18 protein-coding genes are annotated in these 15,883 nt (G+C 43.6%); 11 read left to right on the forward strand and 7 right to left on the reverse strand.

Features of this window, described 5'->3' with window-relative positions:
• Positions 1-26 precede the first annotated feature (26 nt).
• Positions 27-728: a DUF4627 domain-containing protein gene (locus CGC64_RS08420; protein ID WP_005679417.1), complete on the forward strand. Its 702-nt coding sequence runs from the start codon at positions 27-29 to the stop codon at positions 726-728.
• A 110-nt stretch (positions 729-838) separates the two neighbouring features.
• Here CGC64_RS08420 and CGC64_RS08425 read toward each other — a convergent pair whose 3' ends face one another.
• Together CGC64_RS08425 and CGC64_RS18935 are read right to left on the reverse strand one after the other, a co-directional pair.
• Complete coding sequence (locus CGC64_RS08425; RefSeq protein WP_005679418.1) at positions 839-2,017, reverse strand: C1 family peptidase; 1,179 nt, start codon at positions 2,015-2,017, stop codon at positions 839-841.
• Positions 2,018-2,115: 98 nt separating this feature from the next.
• Positions 2,116-2,253 (reverse strand): hypothetical protein, encoded by a 138-nt coding sequence (locus CGC64_RS18935; protein ID WP_004301914.1) that lies wholly within the window; start codon positions 2,251-2,253, stop codon positions 2,116-2,118.
• A 293-nt stretch (positions 2,254-2,546) separates the two neighbouring features.
• On the opposite strand from CGC64_RS18935, the gene CGC64_RS08430 reads away from it, so the two are divergent.
• The 4 genes from CGC64_RS08430 (at position 2,547) to CGC64_RS08445 (ending at position 7,530) form a co-directional block, all read left to right on the forward strand.
• Positions 2,547-5,246 (forward strand): transglutaminase domain-containing protein, encoded by a 2,700-nt coding sequence (locus CGC64_RS08430; RefSeq protein WP_005679422.1) that lies wholly within the window; start codon positions 2,547-2,549, stop codon positions 5,244-5,246.
• Positions 5,247-5,369: 123 nt separating this feature from the next.
• Positions 5,370-5,744, forward strand: a complete 375-nt coding sequence (locus tag CGC64_RS08435) for a hypothetical protein (RefSeq protein WP_005679423.1) — start codon at positions 5,370-5,372, stop codon at positions 5,742-5,744.
• Positions 5,745-5,869: 125 nt separating this feature from the next.
• Positions 5,870-6,301 carry a hypothetical protein gene (locus CGC64_RS08440; protein WP_005679424.1) on the forward strand — a complete coding sequence of 144 codons (432 nt, stop codon included), beginning with the start codon at positions 5,870-5,872 and terminating at the stop codon, positions 6,299-6,301.
• A gap of 14 nt (positions 6,302-6,315) precedes the next feature.
• Positions 6,316-7,530: a sodium ion-translocating decarboxylase subunit beta gene (locus CGC64_RS08445; protein ID WP_005679425.1), complete on the forward strand. Its 1,215-nt coding sequence runs from the start codon at positions 6,316-6,318 to the stop codon at positions 7,528-7,530.
• On the opposite strand, the gene CGC64_RS08450 is transcribed toward CGC64_RS08445, so the two are convergent.
• From CGC64_RS08450 to CGC64_RS08465, 4 genes are all read right to left on the reverse strand, one after another.
• The gene (locus tag CGC64_RS08450) at positions 7,514-8,266 is read right to left on the reverse strand and encodes a copper homeostasis protein CutC (protein WP_005679426.1); all 753 of its coding nucleotides are present in this window, start codon (positions 8,264-8,266) and stop codon (positions 7,514-7,516) included. The two genes, CGC64_RS08445 and CGC64_RS08450, sit on opposite strands and share 17 nt — an antisense overlap.
• Positions 8,267-8,386: 120 nt before the next feature.
• Positions 8,387-9,922: a ribonuclease Y gene (rny, locus tag CGC64_RS08455; protein ID WP_005679427.1), complete on the reverse strand. Its 1,536-nt coding sequence runs from the start codon at positions 9,920-9,922 to the stop codon at positions 8,387-8,389.
• Positions 9,923-10,041: 119 nt separating this feature from the next.
• Entirely contained in the window at positions 10,042-10,332 is a 291-nt protein-coding gene (locus tag CGC64_RS08460; protein WP_005679428.1) for a cell division protein ZapA, read from the reverse strand.
• A 12-nt stretch (positions 10,333-10,344) separates the two neighbouring features.
• Positions 10,345-10,638: a hypothetical protein gene (locus tag CGC64_RS08465; protein WP_005679429.1), complete on the reverse strand. Its 294-nt coding sequence runs from the start codon at positions 10,636-10,638 to the stop codon at positions 10,345-10,347.
• Positions 10,639-10,977: 339 nt separating this feature from the next.
• On the opposite strand from CGC64_RS08465, the gene CGC64_RS08470 reads away from it, so the two are divergent.
• On the forward strand, positions 10,978-11,544 hold the full coding sequence (locus CGC64_RS08470; RefSeq protein ID WP_005679430.1) for a 5'-methylthioadenosine/S-adenosylhomocysteine nucleosidase family protein: 567 nt from the start codon (positions 10,978-10,980) through the stop codon (positions 11,542-11,544).
• On the opposite strand, the gene CGC64_RS08475 is transcribed toward CGC64_RS08470, so the two are convergent.
• Complete coding sequence (locus CGC64_RS08475) at positions 11,514-11,873, reverse strand: YbaN family protein (protein WP_005680267.1); 360 nt, start codon at positions 11,871-11,873, stop codon at positions 11,514-11,516. The two genes, CGC64_RS08470 and CGC64_RS08475, sit on opposite strands and share 31 nt — an antisense overlap.
• Positions 11,874-12,001: 128 nt before the next feature.
• On the opposite strand from CGC64_RS08475, the gene CGC64_RS08480 reads away from it, so the two are divergent.
• The 5 genes from CGC64_RS08480 to CGC64_RS08500 are packed head-to-tail and all read left to right on the forward strand — an operon-like array spanning position 12,002 to position 15,719.
• Positions 12,002-12,391 (forward strand): 6-pyruvoyl trahydropterin synthase family protein, encoded by a 390-nt coding sequence (locus CGC64_RS08480; protein ID WP_005679433.1) that lies wholly within the window; start codon positions 12,002-12,004, stop codon positions 12,389-12,391.
• Positions 12,392-12,421: 30 nt separating this feature from the next.
• Positions 12,422-12,967 carry a 7-carboxy-7-deazaguanine synthase QueE gene (locus tag CGC64_RS08485; RefSeq protein WP_005679434.1) on the forward strand — a complete coding sequence of 182 codons (546 nt, stop codon included), beginning with the start codon at positions 12,422-12,424 and terminating at the stop codon, positions 12,965-12,967.
• 51 nt (positions 12,968-13,018) lie between these two features.
• On the forward strand, positions 13,019-13,759 hold the full coding sequence (locus CGC64_RS08490; protein ID WP_005679435.1) for a (Fe-S)-binding protein: 741 nt from the start codon (positions 13,019-13,021) through the stop codon (positions 13,757-13,759).
• Positions 13,756-15,141: a lactate utilization protein B gene (locus CGC64_RS08495; RefSeq protein ID WP_005679436.1), complete on the forward strand. Its 1,386-nt coding sequence runs from the start codon at positions 13,756-13,758 to the stop codon at positions 15,139-15,141. Before CGC64_RS08490 ends, CGC64_RS08495 begins: the two co-directional genes overlap by 4 nt.
• Positions 15,138-15,719: a LutC/YkgG family protein gene (locus tag CGC64_RS08500; protein ID WP_005679437.1), complete on the forward strand. Its 582-nt coding sequence runs from the start codon at positions 15,138-15,140 to the stop codon at positions 15,717-15,719. Before CGC64_RS08495 ends, CGC64_RS08500 begins: the two co-directional genes overlap by 4 nt.
• The last annotated feature ends 164 nt before the right edge of the window (positions 15,720-15,883 follow it).

Raw genomic sequence — 15,883 nt, forward strand, 5'->3', positions numbered from 1 at the left:
GATATTAACAATTAAATTGCTATAAGATGAAGAAAGTATTATTTGTCGGCCTTTTGGCTATCGCGGGAGTAAGCGTAAGTGCTCAAAATCTGATTAAAAACGAAAAGTTTGCTACCGAAGTGAAAACTAAAGTAACTAACGCCAACAAGGCTATCGCAGGAGAATGGTTTATCATGAATAATGAAGCTGACGGAGCGACTACCATTGCTTGGGAACAGACAGGAGACGCCAAGTATCCGAATGCCATGAAGATTGACAACTCCGGAGCCGAAAAGAATATTTCCTGGTACAAGGCATTCTTGGGACAGCGTGTTACCGACGGTCTGGAAAAGGGTATCTATGTTCTCACTTTCTATGCAAAAGCTAAGGAAGCCGGCACTCCGGTAAGTGTATATATCAAGCAGACGAATGAGGAAAAGAATGATAACGGTAAGTACAATACTACTTTCTTCATGCGTAGAGATTATGATGCGGACGCTCAACCAAACGCTTCGGGTGCACAATATAACTTCAAGATTAAGGATGCTGATAAATGGACTAAAGTAGTGGTTTACTATGATATGGGACAGGTGGTGAATGCTATCAGCAGTAAGAAATCAAATGCCAATCTGGAAGTATCCGATACTGATGATGATGCGGCTATCCTGAAAGATTGTTATGTAGCTATCCTTTCCCTAGGTAAAGGTGGTGTGGTAGAAATCAGTGATGTGACGCTGAAAAAGAAATAAAAGAAAAAAGGGTTTAATAGTGGGTTAATAAGAAAATAGGGCGGTGAAGTAATACTACTTTTCCGCCCTGTTTTTTCCAACTAAGTCTATAAGAATTTGCCCGATACGTTTTATCGGATTCCGAGTTTCTGTTTCAATTCCTTCGGTAGGGAGTCTTTGTGTACCATAACGCAGATAGTCTTGGCACGTACATAGCTTTCCGACATATTCAGGTAACCGCCGGACTTGTTACTTTCTGCTCCCCAGGAGTTCTTGGTAATATAATATTTAGTACCGTTCTGATCTTTTGCAATGCCGGTGATATGCATTAAATGGTCGTCGGTAGTTACAAACTTTTCATAGCCTTCCTGACGGATTTCAGGTGTTACGGCGATTTCCGGATAAGGGTGCTCAAACTTAAACACTTCGTCCAGGCGTTGATATTTCGGCATACTTTCAAAACGGGCGCGATCGGTAGTAGAGTAATCTTTTACGTCTTCCACTTGTGGATTGATAGCAACTCCGTTCTTAAAAGAGAAGCCTTGTTCGCTGACATCACCGTCCCAACATACGGTATATCCTTTGTTCAGTGCATAGTCGATAGTTTCAATCAGTTCATCCAACGGAAGATTATACATCGGCTGGTTCTCCCAGTTGTCCGGTACCTCGGGAGAGAACATTTCATAATAAGGTTTGTGGGTGAAGCTGGTCAGTTCTATGTAATCATCCATATTCAGTCCCAGGCTTTCGGTGAAAGACTGCGGTGTATATTCCTTTCCTTTATAAGTGAATTTCTCCGGCAGTTTACCCAAATACGTATCGAACAGATTATTGATAAGTGCATAATATTGCGGAGTACGCTTTTTAGAAGCGATATTTGCGTCTACCAAAGCCTTGAAATAACGCGATAACGCTCCATGGTTATGTTCTTTGTTGCCGTCTATCAAACCGGAGTATGCCTCTTCCGGTACAATTCCTACTTGCTTATAAGCGTTTTTAAAAGTATGTGCCAGGCTTCCCTCGCCGATATTTCCTTTTCCGCGTCGGAGATAATTATCTTCCATTTGGTTCATGTACTTTTGGCGGACGATGAACATCTCTGATAAATCGTATTCTCCTTTCCCCATGCGGAGCAGTTCCGACTCTATAAAAGATGCAGTGGCAAAGCACCAACAAGTTCCGGTGGACGACTGATCTTTGACAGGTGTGGCTTTGTGGGATACAACGGTTGTGAATTCATAGCCGGGTGCTTGTGCAAATGAGGCTATGGCAAAGGCGAATACCGCGACCGATATTAATAGTTTCTTCATAATTGATGTGTTTTATTATCTTTAGAGTACAAAAGTATAAAAAAAGCGAGGATACTCGAAAGTTCCTCGCTTTATTTCAATATAATTAGTGTGTTTATTTACATGGCAACCTGCTGTGACAGCAGTTTTTGAAGTTTACCGTTCAGGGTTTGGCACATTGCACCATTTCCCATTGCTTGATAGCGTTTAATACGGTACTGTAACATCATAATCTTTTCATTTGCATTCTTTTTCATAATTTGTTTCCTCTTTTTTTGCCCTCCACGTTTTGAAGAGCGGTTTTACATCTTGTTTTCTTTATTAACACTGCAAAGATACGAAATGTTTTTGAATTATATGCTGTAAAACATAAAATATTTCTTTTTCTTCTGCTTTTTCTTTTTATAAGAGGTTCGAACACGGTATATATTACAAACCTATTACATACATTTACAAGGACTTGTGCCGTCTTTCTGAAAAAAACTTGTAATTTTGTGAACGTATCTTTTAAGTACGCATAAAATAGCTCACATATTTATTTTATTAAGATATGAATATAAACACACACATTCGACTATTACTTGTTCCGATTCTATCGGTTGTATTGTTTTCCTGTGGTGAATCTCACTTTCTGAAGGAGGAGGCTTACCGGAATCAGGTGTTTCAGGATTTTGAACAGAAGCAGAGGGCACTTCCTCATGGAGATTTGTTCACAATCTTTTCCGATTCGACTTTGACTCTTTCCGAGCGTGAAGCTCTGATGTTTTTGTATGCCTATATGCCGATAGGGGATATTACGGATTATTCCGGAAATTACTATCTGGAGAATCTTCGTCTTTCCGAGCAGGCCCGTAACGAAATGTCTTGGGGAAAAAACGTCACCGATGAATTATTCCGGCATTTTGTTCTGCCTATCCGGGTGAATAATGAGAATCTGGATGATTCGCGAAAAGTGTTTTATGGAGAATTGAAAGAGAGGGTGAAAGGCCTTTCGATGAAAGATGCAATTCTGGAAGTGAACCACTGGTGTCATGAGAAGGTGGTGTATCGTCCGAGTGACGCCCGCACTAGTTCGCCTTTGGCTTCAGTAAAGACGGCATACGGGCGTTGTGGGGAAGAATCCACTTTTACTGTTGCTGCATTGCGTTCCGTTGGGATTCCTGCGCGTCAGGTTTATACTCCCCGTTGGGCACATACTGATGATAACCATGCGTGGGTAGAGGCTTGGGCAGACGGTGAATGGTATTTCTTCGGGGCTTGCGAACCGGAACCGGTCTTGAATCTGGGTTGGTTTAATGCGCCTGCAAGTCGTGGAATGCTGATGCATACCAAGGTATTCGGACGTTATAACGGTCCGGAGGAGATTATGCTCGAAACTCCTAACTATACTGAAATCAATGTAATAGGGAATTATGCTCCGACGGCAAAAGCCGTGGTGACGGTGACAGATGCGAATGGGAAACCTGTTTCCGGAGCCAAAGTTGATTTTAAGGTGTACAATTATGCCGAGTTTTATACGGTAGCTACCAAATACACTGGTACTGACGGCCGGGCATCGTTGACAGCCGGTAAAGGAGATATGTTGGTATGGGCTTCCGCTGGCGGGGCATTCGGCTTTTCTAAGTTGTCTTTTGGTAAAGAAGATACTTTGAATTTGGTTTTAGATAAGAAAGGAGGAGAAGCATATACATTGGATTTGGATATCACTCCTCCGGTTGAAGGAGCCAATTTGCCTGAAGTAACTCCGGAACAGCGTGCCGAAAATGATCTTCGTCTGGCTAAGGAGGATTCTATTCGTAATGCGTATGTTGCCACGATGCTGACGGAAGAACGTGCAAAAACTGCGTTGGCTTCGTTTCAACAAGAAGGTATTGCCGATACGGAACAGTTTGTGAAAATGTTGGTCGCTTCGCGGGGAAACTATCAGACGTTACTTGATTTCCGGAAGTCGGCAACCGAATGTGATAGAGAAGGACTTGCTTTGCCCTTATTACAACAACTTTCTGCAAAGGACTGGAGGGATGTCTCTTTGGAAGTATTGGAAGACCATTTGAAGAATGCTCCTGATCCTCAGGAAACGGATTTATGGGCATGTGCGGAGATTGCCAATCCACGTGTAGAGAATGAAATGTTGACACCTTACCGTTCTTTTTTCAAGAAAGTCATTTCAAAGGAAGAAGCAGGGGAGTTTATAAAAGAACCGATACGGTTGGTAGAATGGTGTAAGAAGGAAATCCAAATCAATAATGAGTTGAATTCGCAGCGTATACCTATGTCGCCGATAGGAGTGTGGAAAGCGCGTGTAGCAGATGAAAAGTCGCGTGATATCTTCTTTGTGGCAATGGCACGTACTTTAGGTATACCTGCCCGGATAGATAAGGTGACAGGGAAAGTGCAGTATACTGATAAGGAGGGACATACTTTTGATGTGAATTTCTCTACAAGTTCTCCTGTACAGGCCACTACCGGCATATTGCGTGCTACTTATAAACCTATTGCCTCATTGCCCGATCCGAAGTATTATTCTCATTTTACGCTTTCCAAGTTCAAAGACGGGGTATTCCAACTGTTGAATTATGATGAGGGGGATGTAGATATGGGAAAAGGTGCTACGTGGGCGAATCTTCTAAAGAATGGAGCAAAACTGGATTCCGGGTATTATATGTTAGTCACCGGAAGCCGTATGGCAAGTGGTGCAGTGCTTTCCAATATCACTTTCTTTAATGTGAAACCGGAAGCGACTACCGATATTGAATTGGTGATGAGAGAAAGCAAAGAACAGGTACAGGTGATTGGAAATTTTGATTCGGAATCGCTCTATCGTCCGTTAGGAGATGAAGAAATACAATCAACATCACAAAGTATTCTACAAACTTGTGGAAGGGGATATTTTGTTGTCGGTGTGTTGGGAGTAGGGCAGGAACCTACCAACCATGCTTTGAGAGACATTGCCGCTTTGGGCAGTGAGTTTGAGAAATGGGGTAGAAAGATTGTTCTTCTTTTCCCCTCCGAGGAACAATACAAGAAGTTTCATCCTGCGGAGTTTCAGGGACTACCTTCTACTATTGCTTATGGGGTAGATATAGACAATCGTATCCAAAATCAGATTGCTAAGTCGATGAATCTTTCTAATTCGGATATTCTTCCTATGTTTATTATTGCCGATACGTTCAACCGGGTGGTCTTTGTATCTCAAGGATATACTATCGGACTGGGAGAACAACTGATGAAAACCATTCACGGGCTGTAGAAAAATGTAGGATAGGAAGGTAGTAATGTAGTAATGTAGTGTGACAGAATGCAATATTCGTTAATTCTCTCTATCGGGCGCACTTTTATGCGAATTAATTGTTACGTTTGTAGGAGAGTTATTATGAAGTATCTATTGTGCATACTGTCACTTGCATTTTTACTTGTTGGAGTAGGTTTGTTCTCCAATGAAGAAGACTTGCAGGGATTTCGGGAAGAAACCGAAGTCCCGGTTCTTTGTGACGTCTCGCCTACCGGATTTTCTTCGGCACCTGCGGAACATTATGATTTCGGCATATTGACTGCTTTTTCTCTTCCAAGAAACGTATCTCCTGTCCGTACACTGAAATTTAATGATATACCTACGATTGTACAGTTGTTGAGTTCTAGAACTTTCCGTCTATCCGAAGATAAAAGGAAAATTATATATTCAGATACTGACTATTTAAAGTATTCCAATAGGTATTATATCTATACCTTAGCCCATATCTTGATTTAGCCCTTCTTTGCCATAAGTATTCCTGAGAATTTGTGCAAATATGTTTAGCAGGTTCGGATTATATTCATTTTCCGGACGTGTCTTGTTTGTGCATAAATGATTGTACAACTAGTTTTTATATTACTATGATTCATTTATTATTATCCACATTGGCTATGATGGGGTTAACCTTTCTCATAGGCTTCTTTGTCGCGGCAGTTATCAAACTGATTGCTTATGCTGCCGATTCGTTTGACTTTTATAGTTCCCACAAGCTGGAGCTAATCCGCCTTCATCGCTGGCGGCAGCATCGTCAGAAAGTGGAGAAACTTGTCAGACAGATACCGCTTGAAGCAGAAGAAGCATTGGGGGATTATCGTGAAGACTTCAGCCGTGGTATCAACCGTAACTTTACCGGTTACGCCGGTTATTATCATGGTGTAAGTCACGGAGCTTCGGATGAAACTCTGCTGGACTATTATTATCCGCGGGATACCCGTGAATTCTTTCTCAAGGAAGAAGAACGGGCACATATCAACAAGAAAAATTCAAAGAAACCTACTGCTAACAAACAATAAAAAGACACTTATTTATGGAAAATATAGATTTCGCGACCTTATTTCAAGGCATTGGCACAATGATGGCGAGCGGTTGGTTCCTCGCTTCTGCCAGAATCTTTCTGGTACTTCTCGGTTTACTGCTTATCTATCTAGGCTGGAAAGGAGTGCTTGAACCTATGGTTATGATCCCAATGGGGTTGGGAATGGTAGCTATCAACTGCGGGACACTGATTATGCCCGACGGCACATTAGGCAACCTTTTTCTCGATCCGATGCTTTCGGACACGGATGCACTAATGAATACGATGCAGATAGACTTTCTACAACCTGTATACACTCTTACATTCAGTAACGGACTGATAGCCTGTTTTGTCTTTATGGGGATCGGAACCCTGCTGGATGTAGGCTTCCTGCTTCAGAAACCCTTTGCTAGTATATTCCTTGCTTTGTGTGCCGAACTGGGTACCTTCCTGACGGTGCCTATCGCTGCTGCTCTCGGACTGACCTTAAAAGAAAGTGCTTCTGTTGCTATGGTAGGAGGTGCTGACGGTCCAATGGTATTGTTTACTTCGCTGGCATTGGCAAAGCATTTATTTGTTCCCATTACCGTAGTTGCCTATCTGTATTTGGGGTTGACGTATGGGGGGTATCCTTATCTGGTGAAATTGTTAGTACCAAAACGGTTCCGTGCCATTAAAATGGTAACGAAAAAGGCTCCGAAGAATTATGACGCTAAAGTGAAACTGGCTTTTTCGGCTGTTCTTTGTGCTGTTCTCTGTTTCTTGTTTCCGGTTGCTTCTCCTTTGTTCTTCTCTTTGTTTCTGGGGGTTGCCGTTCGCGAATCGGGCATGAAACATATATATGATTTTGTTAGTGGTCCGTTACTTTATGGTTCTACCTTTATGTTAGGACTTTTGTTGGGTGTACTTTGCGACGCTCACCTGTTGCTTGATCCTAAAATCTTGAAGTTACTAGTTCTGGGTATTGTAGCACTGTTGCTTTCCGGCATCGGAGGGATTATCGGTGGTTATATCATGTATTTCATCAAACGCGGCAATTATAATCCGGTGATTGGTATTGCAGCTGTTAGCTGTGTTCCCACTACGGCTAAAGTTGCCCAGAAGATCGTGAGCAAGGATAATCCGGACTCATTTGTTCTGGGCGATGCTTTGGGCGCTAATATTTCCGGAGTGATTACTTCGGCTATTATCACAGGTATTTATATCACGGTCATTCCTTATTTGTAGCTTGAATCGTATCCATAACTCTCCGGGCGGTAGTTACGTTTCGTTCGTATTCGTCGATATGTACAGTGCCGCCCATGGATACTGATTCATTTTTATAATTCATTCCGCTTTTGATGTTTTCACGGGCAGAGAAATGAAATTCCCGTATCCCTGTTTCCGAGGCGATTCGATGAATATTCTTTTCATTGACGCCGCATCCTGCAAGTAGGATAATCCTTCCTGCCGCTTGCTCTTGTAATTCTTTGAGCAAAGGGATGCCTGATTCGGCAGTTGGTTGTTGACCGGAAGTGAGAATACGATTGCAGCCAAGTGCAATGATTTGTTCCAGTGCTTTCTTCGGATCACGACAAACGTCAAAAGCCCTGTGGAAAGTAACGGACAATCCTTGTGCTGCCTTCATTAACTCTTGCATGATAGTAAGATCAATTTCTCCTTCGGCAGTTAAACAACCAAATACGACCCCGTCAGCTTTCAGCTGTTTGGCCATTTCTATATCTTTCAGCATTGCCTTTACTTCGATAGGAGAGTAGAGGAAGTCACCGCCCCGGGGACGGATAATGACGTGCAAACGAGTTGCATCGAGAACCTCACGTGCTACGGAGATTTCTCCATAAGAAGGAGTTGTTCCGCCTTCCGGAATGCCTGCGCATAGTTCTACCCGGTTGGCTCCGCCTTTTTGTGCTGCCAGACAGCTTTCTACTGAATTGGCACAAACTTCGAATTGAAACTTATTCATAGATTGATGTTTACGGGGTAAAAATGAATAATCTGCTAAGTATTAATTACAGTGTATATTAAAAGAGGGCGAATTGCTTCGCCCTCTTCATCTATTGAATCCTTTTTTGTATTCTGATTTTTATTTAGCGAAGCTAACCGCACGTGTTTCACGAATTACGGTAATCTTCACTTGTCCCGGATAAGTCATCTCATCCTGGATTTTCTTAGCGATTTCGCCGGACAGGCTTTCTGTCTGCTTGTCGTCAATCTTATCCGCACCAACGATAACGCGGAGTTCGCGTCCTGCCTGGATTGCATAAGTCTTGGTTACACCCGGATAAGACATCGCCAATTGTTCGAGATCATTCAGACGCTTGATATAAGCCTCTACGATTTCGCGGCGTGCTCCCGGACGTGCACCGGATATAGCATCACAAACCTGTACGATAGGAGCCAACAGACTCGTCATTTCCGTCTCATCGTGGTGAGCACCGATAGCGTTGCAGATGTCCGGTTTCTCTTTGTATTTCTCTGCGAGTTTCATACCCAGCAATGCGTGTGGCAATTCCGGTTCTTCATCAGGCACTTTACCTATATCATGCAACAATCCGGCACGTTTCGCCTTCTTCGGGTTCAGACCCAGTTCCGATGCCATTACAGCGCAGAGATTGGCTGTCTCACGTGCATGTTGCAACAGGTTCTGTCCATATGAAGAACGATATTTCATTTTACCGATAATACGGATCAGTTCAGGATGCAGACCATGGATACCAAGGTCGATCGTTGTACGTTTACCGGTTTCTATGATTTCTTCTTCTACTTGTTTACGTACTTTAGCCACTACTTCTTCGATGCGTGCGGGGTGGATACGTCCGTCGGTCACAAGCTGATGCAGTGCCAGACGGGCAATTTCACGTCGAACCGGGTCGAATGCGGAAAGAACGATTGCTTCCGGAGTATCATCAACAACGATTTCCACACCGGTGGCTGCTTCCAAAGCACGGATATTACGTCCTTCACGTCCGATGATACGTCCTTTGATTTCATCCGATTCGATATGGAATACCGTTACGGAGTTTTCTATTGCAGTTTCCGTAGCTACCCGTTGGATAGACTGGATAACGATACGTTTTGCTTCTTTGCTGGCAGTCAGTTTGGCATCATCCATAATATCGTTGATGAATGATTGAGCCTGCGTTTTAGCTTCTTCTTTCAGTGATTCTACCAGACGTTCTTTTGCTTCTTCGGCAGACAGTCCGGAGATTGTTTCCAGTTTCTCGATTTCCTGCTGTTGCAGTTTGTCCAGTTCCTCTTTCTTCTTGTCAACAATAACAAGCTGCGCTTCCAGGTTTTCTTTTACAGCCTCGGCTTCCATTTTCTTGCGCTGGATTTCCTCCTGACGCTGGCTGAGTACCATTTCACGCTGTTTCAATTTGTTTTCCGCCTGCTGGATCTTCTGATTACGCAGTGCCACTTCCTTTTCCAAATCCGCCTTTTTGTTCAGGAATTTCTCCTTCACTTCCAGCAGCTTGTTTTTCTTAATTACTTCAGCTTCCGTCTCCGCTTCTTTCAGGACGTTGTCGTATTTGGATTTCAGTGCATACCGGAATAGTATGTATGAAAGTAATCCTCCTACGATGAAGCAAGCAATTGCTGTTGCTATTATTGCTATCATTCTACATTTAATTTAAGTATATAAATAAAAACGCACCGCCAAATATCCAAGCAGGGCTTTGCTTGGATATTGTGCAGTGCGTGGTTGTTTCTCTCTTATCAGCGAATGGCCGGTCGTTCTTATTCCTCTTTAAAATAATCTTCCAGCAATTCAGTTAGTTCTTTTACCTTCTCCACATAGGGGCTGGTATCGTTACGTTGCATTAATTGCAGTTTCTCTAACGAGAACTGATAGGCTACCATGGCAATAATTTTTTCCGGTTCCAGATTTTTGTATACTTCCCGGTACTTATTAAGCCTGATATTTACCTGCTTGGCGGCTTCCCGTACCGTTTGTTCTTCCTCTCGGTTGATGGTTAACGGGTAGTTTGAGTCTGCTATTTGCAGGTTTATTTTTATCTTATCGTTCATACATCTCCTTCTTTATTCATTCAACAAAGCGATGCATTTATCGACTTCACGCACTAATTTTGACAATCGCAACTTCGTCTCTTTTACGTCGCTGCCGTTAAGGGTGATTGCCGTAGCTGTCTTTAGGTTCGTATAGCTGACTTCCAATTCATCGTATTGAGCCTGTACCTTCTCATTTTTTAGCTTTTCCATATCAAGAAGCTTCTTCAATTCGGCATTTTCACGCTTTAATTCATCGTGGATATATATCAAATGCCGTAGTTGCGTTTCAAAGGTTTTCAATAACTTTTTTTCTTCTTCTGTCATCACTACACCAAAATTGTACACAAAAATACGATTAACTCTGATATTACAAAAACTTTTCGGGATAAAATGTTCTTTTTAGTTCAAAATAGTATATTCGGTATCTATTGTTAATGGTATTTTGAGCAGATTTTGTACTGTATTGAATTGTCATTTTCCTTCTTTATTAATAAATATAGGTATGGGTCATTTTGGCGGAATCTGTTTTGAGATGAATGATTGTGATATTGAAGTGACCAACACATCAGAAGAAAAAAATATTTATATCTTTGCAAAGTTTCTAGTGACGTAAGAATAGTGACATAAGAAACAGTAATAGTAATCTATTTTTGGAAACGTATTATGTTGAAGATATTAGTAACCTACGCCGTCCAAGGCGAATTTGTGGAAATAAAGTGGCCTGATGTAGAACCTTATTACATCCGCACAGGTATTGGTAAAGTAAAATCAGCCTTTCATCTGGCTGAGGCTATTCGTCAGGTGCAACCCGACTTGGTTTTAAATATCGGAAGTGCGGGGACTGTCAATCATCAGGTTGGGGATATTTTTGTCTGCCGGAAGTTTGTAGACCGTGATATGCAGAAGCTGGCAGGTCTGGGAATCGAATGCGAAATCGATTCTGCAGCTTTGCTCGAAGCGAAAGGTTATTGCAGGCACTGGACGGAGAATGGAACTTGTAATACGGGGGATAGCTTCCTGACAGAACTGACTCACGTCAGCGGAGACGTAGTAGATATGGAAGCCTATGCACAAGCATTTGTCTGCCGTGCCAAGGAAATTCCGTTTATCTCCGTAAAATATGTAACCGATATTATTGGGCAGAACTCCGTAAAACATTGGGAAGATAAACTGGCAGATGCCCGTCAGGGACTTTCCAACTATCTTAATGTCTTGAAAGAGAGAATATGATAAGTGACCCCTGCGGCAATCAACCCCAAGAGAATTTTTACCCATAGCAGAGGAATGAGGAAGAAGATACAATATAGCATTGTTCCCCACATCAGCACAAGTGAGATAACTTTGGCTCGGAGCGGAATTGCTTTATTCTCGCGGAAGTTACGGATATAAGGACCGAAGTGCCGGTGATTCAGTAACCAGTTATATAATCGTGGCGAACCCTTGAAATAAAGGGCGGCTGTGAGTAACAGAAAAGGAGTCGTGGGCAACAACGGCAGAAAGATACCGAGAATGCCGAGTGCCAGGGAGATGCTTCCTAAAATGATACAGAGAGTTTTCATGCAGCAAAGATAGTGTAAAAACAGGAAAAAAACATCGGATTTGCTGAATGGAAACTCTTTTTATATTACCTTTGTCATTGCATCGAGGTGACATTAGATGCATATAACCTAAAAAAAGACGTATAACAATGTTTACAGTAATCAAACGTTTGGAGATATCGGCTTCTCATAAGCTGGTGCTCCCGTATCGCAGCAAATGCGCCAGTCTACACGGTCACAACTGGATTATCACTGTCTACTGCCGTTCGGCACGACTCAATGCAGACGGTATGGTGGTAGATTTCACCCGTATTAAAGAAGTGGTCATGGAAAAACTCGACCACCAGAACCTGAATGAAGTACTCCCGTTCAATCCCACCGCAGAGAATATTGCCCGCTGGGTGTGCAAACAGATCCCGCAATGCTATAAAGTAGAGGTACAGGAGTCGGAAGGCAATATTGTCATTTACGAGAAGGACACTGTAAAAGACAATGCCTCGAATGATGTAAAAGACCATTCGGAAGATAAGGAAGAATAAACCATAGCGGACAAAACAAATTAGTGAACGATGAGAAAGATTAATGAAATCTTTTACAGTTTGCAGGGGGAGGGATATTATACCGGGACTCCTGCTATTTTCATCCGTTTCTCCGGATGTAACCTGAAATGTAGCTTTTGCGACACACAGCATGAAGAAGGAACAATGATGACCGATGATGAAATCATCGCCGAAGTTAAGAAATATCCTGCCGTAACCGTTGTCCTTACGGGAGGCGAACCTTCCCTTTGGATAGACGCCACCTTGATCGACCGCTTGCATGAAGCCGGTAAATACGTGACCGTAGAAACCAACGGTACGAACCCCTTGCCCGAATCTGTCGACTGGGTGACTTGCTCGCCCAAACAAGGCGTGGAGCTGAAGATCAACCGGATCGATGAAGTGAAAGTAGTCTACGAAGGACAAGATATCAGTATTTTTGAACTACTTCCCGCCGAACATTTTTTCCTCCAGCCTTGTTCTTGTATTAATACTGCTGATACGGTGGATTGCGTCATGCGACATCCCAAATGGAGACTCAGCCTGCAAACGCACAAACTAATTGATATCCGCTAGACACATAGGCGGATGTAGCAGAGGATGCTTATAATTTTTACATAATATATTATGAAAGTAGGTTTGTTTATTCCTTGTTATATCAATGCTATTTATCCCAATGTAGGGGTGGCATCGTATAGACTATTGAAAAGTTTGGGAGTAGACGTCGATTATCCGTTGGATCAGACCTGTTGCGGACAGCCAATGGCAAATGCCGGTTTTGAAGGTGAATCGGCTAAGTTGGCGCTCCGTTTTGACGACCTGTTCCGGGAGTACGATTATATCGTCGGTCCCTCGGCCAGTTGTGTGGCTTTTGTGAAAGAGAATCATCCCGGTATTTTGAAGAAAGAAGGGCACGTTTGCCAAAGTGCGGGAAAGATTTATGACCTCTGTGATTTTATTCACGATGTGATAAAACCGTCGAAACTGCCTGCACGCTTTCCGCATAAGGTCAGCATACACAACAGTTGTCACGGCGTGCGCGAATTGTTTAATTCCGCTCCGAGCGAGTTGAATATCCCTTATTACAATAAGTTGCGTGATTTGCTAAATCTTGTGGAAGGTATCGAAGTCTTTGAACCGAGCCATATTGACGAGTGCTGCGGCTTCGGGGGAATGTTTGCGGTAGAAGAACAGGCGGTATCCGTCTGCATGGGACGTGACAAGGTGAAAGACCATATAGCTACCGGAGCCGAATACATTGTCGGGGCGGACAGTTCCTGCCTGATGCACATGCAAGGCGTCATCGAACGGGAACATCTGCCGATTAGAATTATCCATATAGTAGAAATCTTAGCGTCGCAATCATGAGTACCAGACATTCAAAGGCTGCCGAGAAATTCTTGCAGGACAGCAAAATGGCAGCATGGCATAATGAAACTCTTTGGCTGGTCCGTGCCAAAAGGGATAAGATGAGCAAGGAAGTTCCCGAATGGGAGGAACTGCGCAACAAGGCTTGTGAGTTGAAACTATATTCCAACAGCCACCTCGAAGAACTTTTACTGGAATTTGAGAAGAATGCCACCGCCAACGGAGCAATCGTTCATTGGGCGAAAGATGCCGATGAATATTGTGCCATTGTCTACGAGATTCTGAACGAACATAATGTGCGTCATTTTATCAAGAGCAAGTCTATGCTTGCCGAAGAATGCGGACTGAACCCCTTTTTAATGGAGCGCGGCATTGACGTCGTGGAATCCGATCTGGGCGAACGTATCCTTCAACTGATGCATCTTGAACCGAGCCACATCGTCCTGCCCGCCATTCACATCAAACGCGAGCAAGTGGGCGAACTTTTTGAAAAGGAAATGGGTACGGAGAAAGGAAACTTCGACCCGACTTACCTGACGCACGCTGCCCGCAAGAACCTGCGCCACCTTTTCCTGAATGCGGAAGCAGCCATGACGGGCGCGAACTTTGCCGTGGCCTCTACCGGTGATATCGTGGTCTGTACCAATGAAGGAAATGCCGATATGGGGACTTCTTTCCCGAAACTGAATATCGCCGCCTTCGGTATGGAAAAGATTGTGCCGGATTTGGACGCTTTGGGGGTATTTACCCGACTGCTTGCCCGTTCGGCTACCGGACAGCCGGTGACCACCTATACTTCTCATTACCGTCGTCCCCGCGAAGGCGGTGAATACCATATTATCATCGTGGATAACGGCCGCAGTACCATACTTTCCAAGCCGGACCACATCAAGACATTGAACTGCATCCGTTGCGGTGCATGCATGAATACCTGTCCGGTATATCGCCGGAGTGGGGGATACTCTTACACCTACTTTATTCCCGGGCCTATCGGAATCAATCTCGGTATGGCACATGACCCGGAGAAGTATTACGATAATCTTTCCGCCTGCTCTTTGTGCATATCCTGCTCTGATGTCTGTCCCGTGAAAGTAGATTTGGCGGAACAGATTTATAAATGGCGTCAGGATTTGGACGGACTGGGAAAGGCGAACACCGGAAAGAAAATCATGTCCGGTGGCATGAAGTTCTTAATGGAACGTCCCGCACTGTTTAATGCGGCTTTGTGGGCGGCTCCGGTGATAAACGGTCTGCCCCGCTTTATGAAGTACAATGATCTCGATGATTGGGGAAAGGGACGTGAACTGCCCGAATTTGCAAAAGAGTCATTCAACGAAATGTGGAAGAAAAATAAAGTACAGGGAAAGGAGGAAACAAAATGAGCAGTAAGGAAGAAATATTAGCCCGTATTCGTCAGAATACCGGAACTCGTTACGAGAAGCCGGACATTGCAGCTATGAAACGGTTGGCTTATCCCGATAAGATAGAACAGTTCTGTGCCGTTAGCCGTGCGGTGGGCGGTACGGCTGTCGTGTTGGGAGAAGGAGAAGATGTAAATGCAGTGATCCGCAGGAACTATCCGGATGCGATGCGTATTGCCTCCGTCTTGCCGGATATTTCTTGTGCAACGTTTAATCCGGATAATCTGGACGATCCGAAAGAGTTGGACGGAACAGATGTGGCAGTGATTAAAGGAGAGATAGGTGTAGCGGAGAACGGTGCTATCTGGATTCCGCAGGAAGTGAAATATAAAGCGCTCTATTTTATCTCCGAACGGTTGGTGATTCTGATTGACCGTAATAAAATAGTAAATACAATGTATGATGCTTATCGTGAACTGGACGGGCAGGATTATAAATTCGGTACGTTCATCTCCGGTCCGTCAAAGACGGCGGACATCGAACAGGCGTTGGTTATGGGAGCACACGGGGCACGGGAAGTATTGGTGATTTTGACATAGTTCCGGTTTATTTGTTCCAGAATCTATTTGATTTAAAAACAATGAGCCCGCCTTAAGTCGATAGTATCTACAATTCTCCTCCTTCGGGAAGGAGGAGTACCCGTAGGGGGAGGTGGTAGGTGAATACATGAACCGCTTATTATCAACATTGTGTAACTGCCTGC

The organism is Bacteroides caccae, from assembly GCF_002222615.2.
In the GTDB taxonomy this organism is placed as follows: Bacteria; Bacteroidota; Bacteroidia; order Bacteroidales; family Bacteroidaceae; genus Bacteroides; species Bacteroides caccae.

Coding starts and splice junctions, on each gene's coding strand:
- CGC64_RS08470 (WP_005679430.1), top strand. CDS start 10,978: ATGTTGAAGATATTAGTAACCTACGCCGTCCAAGGCGAATTTGTGGAA.
- CGC64_RS08450 (WP_005679426.1), bottom strand. CDS start 8,266: ATGAATAAGTTTCAATTCGAAGTTTGTGCCAATTCAGTAGAAAGCTGT.
- CGC64_RS08465 (WP_005679429.1), bottom strand. CDS start 10,638: ATGACAGAAGAAGAAAAAAAGTTATTGAAAACCTTTGAAACGCAACTA.
- CGC64_RS08475 (WP_005680267.1), bottom strand. CDS start 11,873: ATGAAAACTCTCTGTATCATTTTAGGAAGCATCTCCCTGGCACTCGGC.
- CGC64_RS08445 (WP_005679425.1), top strand. CDS start 6,316: ATGGAAAATATAGATTTCGCGACCTTATTTCAAGGCATTGGCACAATG.
- CGC64_RS08495 (WP_005679436.1), top strand. CDS start 13,756: ATGAGTACCAGACATTCAAAGGCTGCCGAGAAATTCTTGCAGGACAGC.
- CGC64_RS08460 (WP_005679428.1), bottom strand. CDS start 10,332: ATGAACGATAAGATAAAAATAAACCTGCAAATAGCAGACTCAAACTAC.
- CGC64_RS08500 (WP_005679437.1), top strand. CDS start 15,138: ATGAGCAGTAAGGAAGAAATATTAGCCCGTATTCGTCAGAATACCGGA.
- CGC64_RS08490 (WP_005679435.1), top strand. CDS start 13,019: ATGAAAGTAGGTTTGTTTATTCCTTGTTATATCAATGCTATTTATCCC.
- CGC64_RS18935 (WP_004301914.1), bottom strand. CDS start 2,253: ATGAAAAAGAATGCAAATGAAAAGATTATGATGTTACAGTACCGTATT.
- CGC64_RS08440 (WP_005679424.1), top strand. CDS start 5,870: ATGATTCATTTATTATTATCCACATTGGCTATGATGGGGTTAACCTTT.
- CGC64_RS08430 (WP_005679422.1), top strand. CDS start 2,547: ATGAATATAAACACACACATTCGACTATTACTTGTTCCGATTCTATCG.
- CGC64_RS08435 (WP_005679423.1), top strand. CDS start 5,370: ATGAAGTATCTATTGTGCATACTGTCACTTGCATTTTTACTTGTTGGA.
- CGC64_RS08480 (WP_005679433.1), top strand. CDS start 12,002: ATGTTTACAGTAATCAAACGTTTGGAGATATCGGCTTCTCATAAGCTG.
- CGC64_RS08425 (WP_005679418.1), bottom strand. CDS start 2,017: ATGAAGAAACTATTAATATCGGTCGCGGTATTCGCCTTTGCCATAGCC.
- CGC64_RS08420 (WP_005679417.1), top strand. CDS start 27: ATGAAGAAAGTATTATTTGTCGGCCTTTTGGCTATCGCGGGAGTAAGC.
- CGC64_RS08485 (WP_005679434.1), top strand. CDS start 12,422: ATGAGAAAGATTAATGAAATCTTTTACAGTTTGCAGGGGGAGGGATAT.
- rny (WP_005679427.1), bottom strand. CDS start 9,922: ATGATAGCAATAATAGCAACAGCAATTGCTTGCTTCATCGTAGGAGGA.